This window comes from Thalassospira sp. B30-1 (genome assembly GCF_015767575.1).
In the GTDB taxonomy this organism is placed as follows: Bacteria; Pseudomonadota; Alphaproteobacteria; order Rhodospirillales; family Thalassospiraceae; genus Thalassospira; species Thalassospira xiamenensis.
In genome coordinates this window covers 86,378-98,754 of the sequence record NZ_CP065232.1, presented here as the reverse complement: position 1 = coordinate 98,754, position 12,377 = coordinate 86,378, and the positions used below count along the sequence as shown (strand labels likewise).

General features: G+C 54.4%; 13 protein-coding genes and 1 other RNA gene. 8 read left to right on the top strand and 6 right to left on the bottom strand.

Annotated elements, in window-relative coordinates; translation table 11 throughout:
- Positions 1-124: 124 nt before the first annotated feature.
- Positions 125-733 carry a glutathione S-transferase family protein gene (locus IT971_RS00455; RefSeq protein WP_063093253.1) on the bottom strand — a complete coding sequence of 203 codons (609 nt, stop codon included), beginning with the start codon at positions 731-733 and terminating at the stop codon, positions 125-127.
- Between the two features lie 141 nt (positions 734-874).
- Between IT971_RS00455 and IT971_RS00450 the strand changes: the two genes are divergently transcribed.
- The 3 genes from IT971_RS00450 (at position 875) to IT971_RS00440 (ending at position 2,838) form a co-directional block, all read left to right on the top strand.
- The gene (locus IT971_RS00450) at positions 875-1,756 is read left to right on the top strand and encodes a LysR family transcriptional regulator (RefSeq protein WP_037989392.1); all 882 of its coding nucleotides are present in this window, start codon (positions 875-877) and stop codon (positions 1,754-1,756) included.
- Positions 1,757-1,799: 43 nt separating this feature from the next.
- A complete protein-coding gene (locus IT971_RS00445; RefSeq protein WP_063093254.1) occupies positions 1,800-2,387 on the top strand; it encodes a YdeI family protein in 588 nt (195 codons plus the stop codon).
- A 70-nt stretch (positions 2,388-2,457) separates the two neighbouring features.
- Positions 2,458-2,838 (top strand): DUF1636 domain-containing protein, encoded by a 381-nt coding sequence (locus tag IT971_RS00440; protein ID WP_065701888.1) that lies wholly within the window; start codon positions 2,458-2,460, stop codon positions 2,836-2,838.
- 20 nt (positions 2,839-2,858) lie between these two features.
- Here IT971_RS00440 and IT971_RS00435 read toward each other — a convergent pair whose 3' ends face one another.
- Positions 2,859-3,653, bottom strand: coding sequence for an ABC transporter substrate-binding protein (locus IT971_RS00435; protein WP_158526697.1), 795 nt, complete (start codon positions 3,651-3,653; stop codon positions 2,859-2,861).
- Between the two features lie 85 nt (positions 3,654-3,738).
- Positions 3,739-4,665, bottom strand: a complete 927-nt coding sequence (gene nudC, locus IT971_RS00430) for an NAD(+) diphosphatase (RefSeq protein ID WP_063093257.1) — start codon at positions 4,663-4,665, stop codon at positions 3,739-3,741.
- A gap of 197 nt (positions 4,666-4,862) precedes the next feature.
- Here nudC and ffs point away from each other — a divergent pair.
- The 5 genes from ffs (at position 4,863) to IT971_RS00405 (ending at position 8,909) form a co-directional block, all read left to right on the top strand.
- An RNA gene (ffs, locus tag IT971_RS00425) (signal recognition particle sRNA small type) lies at positions 4,863-4,957 on the top strand.
- A gap of 155 nt (positions 4,958-5,112) precedes the next feature.
- On the top strand, positions 5,113-7,011 hold the full coding sequence (locus IT971_RS00420; RefSeq protein WP_063093258.1) for a DNA polymerase III subunit gamma/tau: 1,899 nt from the start codon (positions 5,113-5,115) through the stop codon (positions 7,009-7,011).
- Positions 7,008-7,331, top strand: a complete 324-nt coding sequence (locus tag IT971_RS00415) for a YbaB/EbfC family nucleoid-associated protein (protein WP_007091823.1) — start codon at positions 7,008-7,010, stop codon at positions 7,329-7,331. The genes IT971_RS00420 and IT971_RS00415 overlap by 4 nt, the downstream gene beginning before the upstream one ends.
- 127 nt (positions 7,332-7,458) lie before the next feature.
- Positions 7,459-8,052, top strand: a complete 594-nt coding sequence (recR, locus tag IT971_RS00410; RefSeq protein WP_063093261.1) for a recombination mediator RecR — start codon at positions 7,459-7,461, stop codon at positions 8,050-8,052.
- A 512-nt stretch (positions 8,053-8,564) separates the two neighbouring features.
- Positions 8,565-8,909 carry a hypothetical protein gene (locus IT971_RS00405; RefSeq protein WP_139189996.1) on the top strand — a complete coding sequence of 115 codons (345 nt, stop codon included), beginning with the start codon at positions 8,565-8,567 and terminating at the stop codon, positions 8,907-8,909.
- 359 nt (positions 8,910-9,268) lie between these two features.
- Here IT971_RS00405 and IT971_RS00400 read toward each other — a convergent pair whose 3' ends face one another.
- The 3 genes from IT971_RS00400 to IT971_RS00390 form a co-directional block, all read right to left on the bottom strand.
- Complete coding sequence (locus IT971_RS00400) at positions 9,269-9,718, bottom strand: type II 3-dehydroquinate dehydratase (protein WP_007088242.1); 450 nt, start codon at positions 9,716-9,718, stop codon at positions 9,269-9,271.
- A 28-nt stretch (positions 9,719-9,746) separates the two neighbouring features.
- Positions 9,747-11,630: a bifunctional sugar phosphate isomerase/epimerase/4-hydroxyphenylpyruvate dioxygenase family protein gene (locus tag IT971_RS00395; protein WP_063092141.1), complete on the bottom strand. Its 1,884-nt coding sequence runs from the start codon at positions 11,628-11,630 to the stop codon at positions 9,747-9,749.
- 86 nt (positions 11,631-11,716) lie between these two features.
- The gene (locus tag IT971_RS00390; protein WP_063092140.1) at positions 11,717-12,370 is read right to left on the bottom strand and encodes a GntR family transcriptional regulator; all 654 of its coding nucleotides are present in this window, start codon (positions 12,368-12,370) and stop codon (positions 11,717-11,719) included.
- Between the last annotated feature and the right edge of the window lie 7 nt (positions 12,371-12,377).

The window sequence follows — 12,377 nt, the reverse complement described above, 5'->3', positions numbered from 1 at the left end:
CCTTCCTTTTCCTTACCCCTTTGCGCTAACTGGATCGCGCATTTGGTGTTGCAGCCGCCCCATTCCGGATTCCCCCAATATGTTTTCCGGTGTCGGGGCGGTTGCTTTCTTTATCCCCGGAAAATCAGGGCTTCCACGTGATCGGAATATAGCCCGGCAAGGCCGCAACACGATCAAGCCAGGCACGGATGCCCGGATATACCGAAAGGTCGATATCGCCTTCTTCAGCGACGTGGGTATAGGCATACAGGGATATATCTGCGATCGACAGTGCGTCCCCGACCAGCCAGTTGTGCCCCGCCAACCGCTTTTCCATCAGATCCAGCGCCTTTTTCGCACCAGCCCGCTTCATCGGCACCAGAATATCGGCATGTTCAGGCATGCCCTTGATCCCGACCCATGACCGCAAAACAGCAATCGTTGGTTCATGATCATATTGTTCAAAGAACAGCCATTGCATGACTTCCGTGCGTTCCCACGCATCGGCCGGCAAATAAGGCGTTCCATCGGCAAGATGGATCAGGATCGCGTTGCTTTCGACAAGAACCCGACCATCATCGAATTCCAGCGCAGGAATTTTGCCATTGGGGTTGATCCGCGACATGAAGTCATGTGTGCGGGTTTCACCCTTGGTGATGTCATGTTCGACCAGATCAAATGATTTGCCAAGCAGGGTCAGCAGCAAACGAATCTTGTAGCCGTTTCCCGACGGTAAAAAATCGTGAAGTATCATTCCGGTATTCCTTTGGCACATACGGTTTCGTACTGGCCGGCCGAGGGAGATAATTGGTTCTGGCCCAGGATCAAACAATCGAATAGTTTTGACCTGACCGTTCAATTTTATTGATCTTTTTTACTGATCAAAGGAAGTCACATGGATTCCGATCTGCTCCGAAGCTTTGTCGCCTTTGCCGAATGTGGCAGTTTCAACCGTGCTGCGGATCGGATCGGCCGCACTCCATCGGCATTTTCCATGCAGATGAAACGGCTGGAAGATCTTGTCGGAAACAAGCTGTTTGAACGGGAGGGCCGCAATGTTTTGCTGACAGCGGACGGCATCACCTTTGTCGGTTATGCAAGGCGAATGCTGTCGTTGCAGCACGAAGCTATGGGAAAGATGCGCGGTCATGATAGCAGCCGTCCGATCCGGATCGGATGCCCGGATGATTACACTCAGAAAATCCTGCCGGTGGTGCTGCGTGCAATACGCAAGGTCCATCCCGATGCCAAATTCTTCATTTCCGTCAACCCGACGATATTGCTGCGCCGGATGCTCGACCAAGGAGAACTTGATATATCCGTCATCAGCCGGTCGGAACAGGGCGAAGAAGGATATTTCTTGCGTCATGAGCCCGGTGTCTGGGTTTCATCCCCCATTCACCGACAACATCTGGCAAACCCATTATCACTTGTTCTGCCTGCAGAGGATTGCAAATTCCATGCATGGGCAATTGATGCGATTTCCAAGGCAGACCGGCCATATACCTTGCTTGCGACCACACGACAGGCCGCATCGCTTTTGCATCTGGTGCGTGACGGTTTGGGTGTCGCCGCCCTTGCAGCGGCAAGCGTCACCGATGAGTTTCAGATTCTTGAAAGTCGCGACGGTTTCCCACCATTACCCGCAGTCGGCGTAGCCCTGATGCTGTCAGATACGTCTCATCCACTTGTTGATCGCCAACTTGCCGCAGCGATACAGAATTTTGTCAGCGAGTATGTAGTTGATGACGACTTGACCAAACGCGCGGCAAGCTGATTTTATTCCGCCCGGGAGACACGTCCGCCGGAGATTCAACAAAATGAATAGTCTGACATTAAAGATTGAGGCCCTTCTGGCACAGGAGAAATGGCACGAAGAACGCAAGGCCCTGCGAACGATCATTCTTGAATCGGGCCTGACCGAAGACGTGAAGTGGGGTAATCTTTGCTACACGTCGGAGGGCAAAAATATCCTTATGATTTACGGGATGAAAGATGATTGCGCGCTTGGATTTTTCAAGGGCGCGTTGATGGAGGACCCTGAGGGTGTTCTTGCGAAACCGGGTGAAAATTCGCAAGCAATGCGCCGCATTCATTTTACGTCGGCTGAAGAAATCAGAGCAAAAGAAAATGCTCTGAAGGCCTATATCAAAGCGGCCATCGAAGTCGAAAAATCCGGCCTGAAGATTGATTTCAGCGAAAAGGAAAATCTTGAGCTTCCGGCTGAACTTTTGGATGAATTTGCAAAAAATCCTGATCTTGAAAAAGCGTTCAAGGCCCTGACGCCGGGTCGGCAGCGGGGATACAATCTTTATTTTTCTGGCGCCAAACAATCGGCCACACGCAGATCCCGAATTGAAAAATCTGTTGCCGGAATTCTTGCGGGCAAAGGTCTTCAGGGTCGATAGAACCACCAGATGATTGCTTGACCCGATAACCGGCAAGCTGGTTTTATGCGCCCCCGCAAACACCATAATCATGACGGATACCATGTCCCCAAAGGCCCGCCTGAATATCTGCACGACCTGCACCGCATCCTCGACCGAAGGGGCAACGGAGCCACGTCACGGTCGGATACTGTTTGATAAAATGGTCGAAAACGGGGCGACGCTGGACATACCGTTTGAAATCAGGGCAGTTGAATGCCTGACCAATTGCAAGTCGGGCTGTTCGGTTGCGCTGAATGGCAAGGGAAAATGGGGTTATGTTTACGGAAATATTGATCCGGAAAACATGATCGCTGATCTGCAGGAACTTGCCACAAAATACGCGGAAACCGATGACGGCATTGTGCCGTGGCGTGAACGCCCTGAAAGTCTGCGTCGCAATGTGATTGCCCGAATCCCGCCACTAGACTGACGGCAATTGAGGCCAAAAGCTTAACCTGTTGGCAAATTTCCGTGCATATCGCGCCATTCCTGCGCGATATTTCCTTCCCTTTTCACTATCCGGATTAAATCATTGAACTCAGCCAGCGATATCGCCGACTGTTTTGAAATAACCGCAACCAGCTCGTAGCTGAAATCAGGGCTTGGTCCAATAAATACTCTCTGACTCAGTTCCGGATTTTTTGCATAGGCTCTTGCCAGAAATCCTGCTGAAACAATGCCAACGTCACCTTCTCCGTCCAACAAATGGTCGAACAATTGTTGTTCGTCATAGTGGAACAAAACACCGAAATGATCTTGCAAATACTCAGGATTGGCGTTGAAAGAGGCAAATTTATAGTGGAACCCCAGTACGCAAAGAAGCTCATGTCGGGTTATATCGTCGAACCAACCTGGCCCCGGAACGTCCTCCTTGCGGGCAATGAATAAATCATATTCGACAACAATGGGATCAGAAAACAGAACATCCTGATCTCTCCAATCCCAGTCGGGACTTTCCATCAAAATGAGATCGAAGCCCCCCATCGCAAGATCGTTGTAGCGACGACGTGACGATGTTTCGACCAACTCGAAAAAGTATTTCGATTGGATGGCATTGAGGTCTGCAATCAATTCCGGGGTGAAACCTGAAGGTTTATCATTTTCAAAAAAATAGACGACGCCATATTCATAGGCACCAACCTTAACAGGTATCGCGTTCTTGGTGTCAGCATTGGCCACTGTGGCAACCACCCAACAAACCAGTACGCTCGACATATGACAAAACCAACGAGATATCCCCTGCATCAGAAGACTCTCCCTTTTCGCACACTTTAGATCGCCAATGCGCGTCGGCCCCGGATTTTGCATCAGGATATGACGCTGATCCCTTCTATATGCGGCCTTCGCGCCAATTTTCCAGAAGGTAGCGTGCAATTGAAATCGGACGGGGAAGGTTGATGCCCTTTTCGGGGAGCCCGGCAACATCGTCGCGATGCACCCACATCGCAAATTCAATTTCCTTTTCATCAATGACGATGTCGGTCGTTTCTGCCTCGGCGACGAAACCCAGCATCAATGAACCGGGGAAAGGCCATGGCTGGGAGGCAATATAGCGTGCGCGTTTTACCCGAATGCCGACCTCTTCGAATACTTCGCGCGCAACCGCCTGTTCGAGGGTTTCGCCCGGCTCGACAAACCCGGCAAGCACGGAAACGGTCCCTGGAAGAAACTGTGGTGAGCGCGCCAGCAACACATGATCATTGTGATGGATCAGCATGATGACCGCAGGATCAGTCCGCGGGAAATGCGGTGTGCCACATACCGGATTACTGCATTGCAGACGGTAACCGGCTTCCATCACATGGTTGGGGTGACCACAAACACCACAAAAACGGTGCTTGTGGTGCCAGTTGAAAATGGCACGGGCCTGGGCCGCCAGGGCGGCCTCGTCTTCGGAAAGGGCTGCCATGCGGCTTCGCATATCGCCAAAACCGCCCCCCAGCCGACGGATGGCATCATCACGGTCGGAAATAACCGGTTCGATATCAATCGCAATGACCGCCTCGCCGCCCTGTCGACCGATATAGATCCAGTTTGCCCGTTCGATTTCGAGATCAAGATGCGGCAATGCCGGGCCGCCCACAACGACCAGTTCATGTTCGTTCATGTCTTCGGGCCAGGCAAAAAGCGGATCACCACCATGACAGATCAGGATTTTGACGTTTTTCTCGGCCAGCAACAACTCGCGCCAGTTTTCCCGGGTGCGCAACTGGGCATCGCGATCCAGATCTGTTGCTTCGTAAAACAGCCTGTCCATTTCGGGGCAATTCCTTGGTTGGATCCACCAGAGACGGGATCGAGTCCCGTAATTCAATATGGTGGGTCAGCATATTCAGGTGACGGGCACCGACATTAGCGCGACCAAACCCGCCGTCAAAGCCACGATCATGCGATTTATCAAAAAATCAAAGCCGGGCCTTGCGTTTTATGGTTCCTTGCGCGATATAGGGGGCGAGAGGCTGGCCGTGGACGGACCGCTCGCCAACCCGGTCAGGACCGGAAGGTAGCAGCCGTAACGAGTTTTTCCGGGTCGCGGTTCAGTCTCTCACCCTTTATATCCCCCCAAAAATCACCTGTTTCCGCCATGCTTTGCAGCATCATGCCTGCTATGGAATTTTGTGTGGGAAATTTCCCACTTGGTCTTTCCCATGCGGGGGCGAAGCTGCTAAAACCAAAGCACATTGAAACATGCCGGACCGGATGAATGACGGATCAGATCGACAACGCCGAAACGTCAGCACCAGAAACGCCCGAGGCTGAGGCGCCAGAGCTTGATATGGAACAGGAACCCGCCGCGGCGGCACCTGCATCTGTGACTGCGCCAAAGGCCGAAGAAGCGCCCAAAAGCGAATATCAGGTTCTTGCCCGTAAATATCGCCCGAAAACCTTTGACGAGCTGATCGGCCACGGGCCGATGGTCAAGACGCTGTCGAATGCGCTTGAAAGTGGCCGACTGGCGCATGCCTTTGTTCTGACCGGGGTGCGCGGGATCGGTAAAACCACGACCGCCCGCATCATTGCGCGCGCGCTGAACTGCATCGGACCGGATGGCAAAGGCAATGCCACCATCGAGCCATGCGGTGTTTGCGAGCATTGCCGCGCGATTGCCGAAGACCGTCATGTCGACGTTCTGGAAATGGATGCCGCGTCACGCACGGGTGTTGACGATATTCGCGAACTGATCGAAGGCGTTCGGTATCGACCGACATCGGCACGCTACAAGATTTACATCATCGACGAAGTGCACATGCTGTCGAAAAGTGCATTCAACGCGCTTTTGAAAACGCTGGAAGAACCGCCAGAGCATGTGAAATTCATCTTTGCGACCACAGAAATCCGCAAAATTCCAATTACGGTTCTTTCGCGTTGCCAGCGTTTTGATTTGCGCCGGGTTCAGACCGATGAACTGGCCGCCCATTACAAACGCATCGCAACCCTTGAACATGCCGATATCGAGGACGAGGCGCTTGCCCTGATCGCGCGTGCGGCTGACGGATCGGTTCGTGACGGCATGAGCCTTCTGGATCAGGCGATTTCGCATGGTGCGGGCAAAGTCACCACCCAGCAGGTCCGCGATATGCTGGGCCTGTCAGACCGGTCGCGGATTTTCGATCTGTTTGACCGGACCATGAAGGGCGAAATCAACGAAGCGCTGGAATTGCTGGGGGCGCAATATGCACTGGGCGGTGATCCGGCGGTGATGCTGCAGGATATGCTTGACCTGACCCACTGGCTGACGCGTGTGAAACTGTCGCCCGAGGCGGCAAATGATCCGGGCGTGTCGCAGATCGAGCGCGACCGCGGCAAGGAAATTGCCGCCAAGCTTGCCATGCCGCAGCTCACCCGTGCATGGCAGATGCTGCTTAAAGGGCTTGAAGAAACCCGCATTGCACCAAGCCCGATCCAGGCCGCCGAAATGATCCTGATCCGGCTGGCTTATGCCGCCGAAATGCCACCGCCCGGCGACCTGATCAAGAAACTGCGCAATGATCTGAACAAATCCGGCAATGCCCCGCAAGGCGGTGGCGGAAATGGTGGCGGCGGACCGGGTCCGCGCATGCAGGTGGTTAATGGGGGCGGGGCGGCGGTTGCCCATGCGCGCCCTGATCCGCTGGGTGAGCCCGAACAGGCCCCGCAGCAGGTTTATGCCAAGCTGCCCGAAACCTTTGCCGAAGTCGCCGAATTGCTGTCGAAAGAGCGGGAAACAACCGCACTTGCGATCCAGCTTAAAAACTATATGCATCTGGTGAAATACGAACCGGGTCGCATTGAATTCCGTCCGGCGCGCGGGGCACGTGCGGATTTGTCGAGCCAACTTATCAAAACCCTGAACAATCTGACCGGTCATCGCTGGCTGGTCAGTGTTTCGGAACGCGAAGAAGGTGCGCCGACCCTTAAGGAACAGGAACTCGAGGAACTTGAACAGCGCAAGGCGGATGCATCACTTGATCCGCTGGTCAAGGCGATCCTTGACGGATTACCCAAGGCAAAAATCGTTGCCGTCCATCTGCCACCGGGACAGGAAGAAACCGAGGGCGAGCAGGATGACAGCGGTTCCGTTTACGATGATGCATTTTATCTCGAAGGAGACGACGAGCTATGAAGAACCTTGCAGGGATGCTGAAACAGGCCCAGCAGATGCAGTCCAAAATGCAGGAAATGCAGGAAGGACTTGTTGCACTTGAAATCGAAGGCCAGTCCGGGGCTGGCATGGTCAAGGTCATGCTGAACGGCAAGGGCGAGATGCGCGGCCTGAAACTCGACAAAAGCATTGTCGATCCCGAGGATACCGAAGTCCTCGAAGACCTGATCGTTGCGGCCTATAACGACGCCAAGGTCAAGGTCGAAGCCGCTGTTCAGGACAAGATGAAGGACGTCACCGGTGGGCTCAACCTGCCGGAAGGTTTCAAACTTCCGTTCTGATCGGCAAAACCGGTATCAAATTGCGGTCATGCCGCATAAATCAAAGGGTGGCATTGCGCCGCCCTTTGTTTTTGATACAAGCTATCAGAAACAGTCATCACAAGATCAACCGCAAGACGGGACCATCATGAACGGACGGGAAATCGAAAATCTGATCAAGCTTCTGTCACGCCTGCCGGGGCTTGGCCCGCGGTCAGCACGACGCGCGGTTCTGCAGATGCTGAAAAAGCCCGAAACCCTGATGATCCCGTTGTCCCACGCGCTGGAAGAAACCGCCAATGCCATGACCAATTGCGGCATTTGCGGCAATATTGATGTTGTCGATCCGTGCCACATCTGTGCCGACCGCAATCGCACCCGCGATGCAATTTGCGTGGTCGAGGAAGTTCAGGATCTTTGGGCGCTGGAACGCGCCGGGGCGTTCAAGGGGCAATATCATGTTCTGGGCGGGACATTGTCGCCGCTTGACGGGGTCGGGCCGGATGATTTGCGTATCGACCAGCTGATCGAACGGGCACGTGACGAGGCTGTGACGGAAGTTATCCTTGCGACCAATGCCACGGTCGATGGCCAGACCACCGCACATTACATTACCGAACGCCTGATCGAAACCGGGGTCAAGGTCACACGCCTGGCGCACGGGGTCCCGGTTGGCGGCGAACTTGATTATCTTGATGAGGGCACGCTGGCCGCAGCCCTTCGATCACGCAGCGCAGTTTGATCGCAGACCGTTCATGAAAACAGAAGGCAGCATTCAATTCTGCCTAGTATATTGATAAATATATCTTTTTGGTCACGCAGAGCATCGGCCGGGAACTTTTTCCGTTTTTTTTGAAAAAAGTTCTTGATTTGTTCTTTCGGTTGTGGCATAAAGATAAAGTCAACAGGACAAATGGGTCCGGAGACAAAACCCGCAAAGCGTGATTCGCTTTTGCGGGTTTTTTGCGTTTCGGGCGGCAAAAACAGGAATGAGACGATGACAGGGCAGCGATCTGACGGGATGACATGGCGGGGGCGACGTCGTCAAAGGGACGTCAATGGCGCATGGAAAAGCCATTACGGCGGTGGTGTGTTCTTGCCGTAAGGCCACGCGAAATTTGCGAAAAACGGGTGTTTATCATGACGGGAGAAATGTGTCCTTGGGGCAAGGGCGTTTGTTCGGGGCTGGGATAGCCGGGGCGAGGTGAAGTTCGTCCGGTCCGTTCAGTCCAGTCCGGTCGGTGAAGCGTGACAATGCCGAGAATCAGCGGGCCCGAATTGCGCCCGGATTGGATCAGCACGGGATCGGCGGCCGGGTTGCCGGGATTGGCTGGCGGGGAGCGGCTGGCAGGATCGGTTGCCAGCGGGCTGGTGGTGCGTTCGGAGATGCCGAAACGTGGGTCATCGATGGCGGGATTTGTGTGCCTGCCATTCGGCAACGTTGTTGCCCTTGGGGTGAGGTGCGTTTTGGGGCAACCGAGAGCGAGCGTCGTTCGGGGCAGCGGGGGCCGTCCGGGGCGTGGGCCGTCCGGTCGGTGGCGTTTGGCGATGCCGGGGGCAGAGGGGTTGGTTGGCTGGCGGGATTGGTTTGGCGATTGACCAAAACCGTCATTCCGGGCGAAGCGCAGCGCAGACCCGGAATCCATGCCCCGTTGAAAGAGACTGGATTCCCGCCGTCGCGGGAATGACGATCTGGTTGGGAGGGCTTTGTCAGCGGTCCGGGGTTGGTTGGCTGGCGCGATTGGTTTGGCGATGGATCAAAACCGTCATTCCGGGCGGAGCAGAGCGCAAACCCGGAATCCATACCCTGTTGCAGGAGACGGGATTGCCGCCCCCGCTTTCACGGGGGCAGGCTTTGCGGGAATTGTGTCTTGAAGGAATGTTATCTGTGAGCTGTTCAGCAGTCCGAGGCAGCATTCAATGCTGCCTTTGTTGTTTCGGACCGGGGCACCATCACCCTATTTGGTCTGCGCAATCTTTTCCGCGGCAAGACGCGTTGCCAGTTCATAGCCATAAGCACCGGCACCTGCCATCACGGCATTGGCAACCGGGCTGATCCAGCTGTGGTGGCGGAATTCTTCGCGGGCATGCGGGTTGGAGATATGCAGTTCGATGATATAGCCATCGAATGTTTTCAGCGCGTCATGAATGGCGGCTGATGTATGGGTATAGGCCCCGGCATTGATGATGATCGCCGCCGATTTTTGCCGTGCATCATGGATGAAATCGACAATGCTGCCTTCGTGGTTTGACTGTTCAAACCGGACGGAAACCCCCAGCGTTTCGGCAAGGGACGCGCATTTATCCGCGATACTTGCCAAAGTGTCATAGCCGTAGATTTCCGGCTGCCGCTGCCCCAGAAGGTTAAGGTTCGGGCCGTTAATGACAAGAATTTCCGAAACGCTCATGGTTTCCTGATCCCCTGAAATGGTTTGCTTATTTCGACGTCTGACTGCGCCGGTTCATACGGGTTTGCGATGCCAGCCGGATGGGTGCATTGGCCGCACCAAACCCGCGATAATCGCGACGTTCGACCAGTTCAAAAAAGAACCGGTTGGCGAAGGTCTTGGTATAGACCTGAAAATACTCGCCGTCATCATCACGATCATAAAGGATGTTGGCGGCCTTCAGTCGATCCAGAAGATCGGGATCAAGTCCAAAGCGCGCCTCGATGTCATCATAGTAATTTTCCGGGATTGGCAGAAATTCAACACCATTTTTCCGGCAAAAATCGGCACTGGCAAAAATATCGCCACTTGAAAGTGCGATATGTTGCACGCCGCTTCCGAAGAATTCGCTTAGGAATTGTGAATGCTGGGTATGGGGGCTTTGCGATCCGTTCAGGATCAGCCGCACCCCACCATCCTCACCCTGAACCACCTGACTTTGCACAAGCCCGCCGGGATCGGGCACATCGACCGTTGGCATTTTACCAAGATCGAAGATCGAGGTGAAATACAGCACCCAGGTCAGCATTTCCTCGTACTGCATCGAATAGGACACATGATCGACTGCCTTCAGGCTGGCGTCATTTGCCGGTTTGTCGGCAGTTTTCGATGCTTCGAACTCGACATCCCAGATGCGCGCCAGTTCGCTTTGATCATCAAGGAAATAGACCAGACTGCCACCCACACCGCGGATGGCGGGCATTTCGATCTCGCCCGGGCCAACGGACTGGACAAAGGGTGATGCCAAAAGGGATTGCGCGCGTTTAAGCGATGCGTTTGCATCATCGACCTTAAGCCCCACCGCACAAACCGACGGGCCATGCACGATGTTATAGGAATGCGCGAAACCATCCTTGTCGCAATTGATCACAAGGTTGATATTGCCCTGCTTCCACCATGTGACGGCCTTGGATTTATGGCTGCCGCGTTTTTCAAATCCAAGCCCGGCAAACAGGGCGGCAAGCTTTTCGGCGTTTTCTTCTTCGACCGCGAATTCAACAAACTCGACATTGCGGGCATGCGCCTTTGGCGGCAGGGCAACCGCCTTTTCCCCAACTTTTACACCCTCAATGCCATCCCCCAGATAAATCAGCGAACGCAACCCATCCTTGGCAACGTTTTTGGTCGAGCTTGAGCGGAACTGGTCATTGAAGATTTCAAGTGATAGCGGCCCGTCATACCCGGTCCGGGCCAGATTGCGCATGAATTCATCAAGGGGAAAATCGCCCTGCCCCGGAAAGCACCTGAAATGGCGGCTCCATGAAAGCGGGTCCATTTCAAGGATCGGCGCATCGGCGACCTGCACAAGAAAGATCCTGTCGCCGGGGATCGATGCAATCGCATCAAGTGGCACCTTGCGCGCCATAATGTGGAAGGTATCAAGCACCAGACCAACATTAGGGTGATTGGCGCGCCGCACCACTTCCCAGCTATCGCGATAGTCGCTGATATGCTTGCCCCATGACAGGGCTTCGAACGCAATCCGAATACCACGTTTTGCCGCACGATCACCAAGCTCGGCCAGATCTTTTGCCGCACGATCAAGCCCGCCCAGCGAATGCGGCGAGACGTTCGAGCAAACCATCAAAAGATCGGTACCCAGTTCTTCCATCAGATCGAACTTGCGTTCGGCACGTTCAAACGCGCGGGTGCGCTGGGGTTCGGGCATGCCTTCAAAATCGCGGAACGGCTGGAAGGTGACCAGTTTCAAACCAAGGTCACGGATGGTCTTGCCGACATCTTCGGGGGAGCCATCAAAGGTCAGAAGGTCATTTTCAAAAATCTCGACACCGTCAAAACCAGCAGCGGCAATGGCATCAAGTTTTTCCTGAAGATCGCCCGATAGCGATACGGTCGCGATGGAAGTCAGCATTTTATCCCTCCGGGATGGTCGTGTGGCGCATCGGCACCGTCGCGCGGAAGGACTTCCGGGCACGTTGCCCGGCAGGATCGGTTCGATCAGTCCTGCGAACGACGCCGATAGGTTTCAATGTGGTCGGTCAGTTTTGCCAGTGCGGCATTCTTGTCGCGCGCCAGCGCCAAATCGCAAATGCTACGATGTTCATCAATGATGTCTTCGGCACGGAAACCATGCGTTTTCAGCTCGATCACCACATAGCGGCGGAACTGGTCAAAGATTTCACGATGCATGCGCATATGCAGATCTGATCCGCAGGCCGAGATCAGCGCCTGATGAAATTCGCGGTCATACTGGCTCCAGCGGACGGTCAGTTCACGGCTGTCCTCGGTCAGCATCCGTTTTTCAATGGCCGAAAGCTTGTGATGGGCGGCGGCAACACGGCCTTCCCACTCAACATCCCCGGCATCAATCGATTTCGCAAGCCCGTTGGTTTCAAGCAGCAACCGCATCGCGGTCAGTTCCTTGAAATTCGAGGGCGACGTTTCGACAACCCGAAAACCTTTCTGCCCTTCGACAAAAACAAAACCCGACGCAACAAGACGGTTCAGCACCTCGCGGAGCGTGTTGACACCGGCATTATAACGATCCCGCAACGCATCAAGCTTCAGCTTCACACCGGGCTGGAGTTCGCCATAAAGGATGTCATCGCGGATTTCGTTATAAACGGTCTCGGCAACTGTGCTGCTGCTCATGGACTAT

What these genes read in the sequence shown, in the direction of transcription:
- IT971_RS00455 (WP_063093253.1), bottom strand. Translation starts at nt 733, where the DNA reads ATGATACTTCACGATTTTTTACCGTCGGGAAACGGCTACAAGATTCGT.
- IT971_RS00450 (WP_037989392.1), top strand. Translation starts at nt 875, where the DNA reads ATGGATTCCGATCTGCTCCGAAGCTTTGTCGCCTTTGCCGAATGTGGC.
- IT971_RS00445 (WP_063093254.1), top strand. Translation starts at nt 1,800, where the DNA reads ATGAATAGTCTGACATTAAAGATTGAGGCCCTTCTGGCACAGGAGAAA.
- IT971_RS00440 (WP_065701888.1), top strand. Translation starts at nt 2,458, where the DNA reads ATGACGGATACCATGTCCCCAAAGGCCCGCCTGAATATCTGCACGACC.
- IT971_RS00435 (WP_158526697.1), bottom strand. Translation starts at nt 3,653, where the DNA reads ATGCAGGGGATATCTCGTTGGTTTTGTCATATGTCGAGCGTACTGGTT.
- nudC (WP_063093257.1), bottom strand. Translation starts at nt 4,665, where the DNA reads ATGGACAGGCTGTTTTACGAAGCAACAGATCTGGATCGCGATGCCCAG.
- IT971_RS00420 (WP_063093258.1), top strand. Translation starts at nt 5,113, where the DNA reads ATGACGGATCAGATCGACAACGCCGAAACGTCAGCACCAGAAACGCCC.
- IT971_RS00415 (WP_007091823.1), top strand. Translation starts at nt 7,008, where the DNA reads ATGAAGAACCTTGCAGGGATGCTGAAACAGGCCCAGCAGATGCAGTCC.
- recR (WP_063093261.1), top strand. Translation starts at nt 7,459, where the DNA reads ATGAACGGACGGGAAATCGAAAATCTGATCAAGCTTCTGTCACGCCTG.
- IT971_RS00405 (WP_139189996.1), top strand. Translation starts at nt 8,565, where the DNA reads ATGCCGAGAATCAGCGGGCCCGAATTGCGCCCGGATTGGATCAGCACG.
- IT971_RS00400 (WP_007088242.1), bottom strand. Translation starts at nt 9,718, where the DNA reads ATGAGCGTTTCGGAAATTCTTGTCATTAACGGCCCGAACCTTAACCTT.
- IT971_RS00395 (WP_063092141.1), bottom strand. Translation starts at nt 11,630, where the DNA reads ATGCTGACTTCCATCGCGACCGTATCGCTATCGGGCGATCTTCAGGAA.
- IT971_RS00390 (WP_063092140.1), bottom strand. Translation starts at nt 12,370, where the DNA reads ATGAGCAGCAGCACAGTTGCCGAGACCGTTTATAACGAAATCCGCGAT.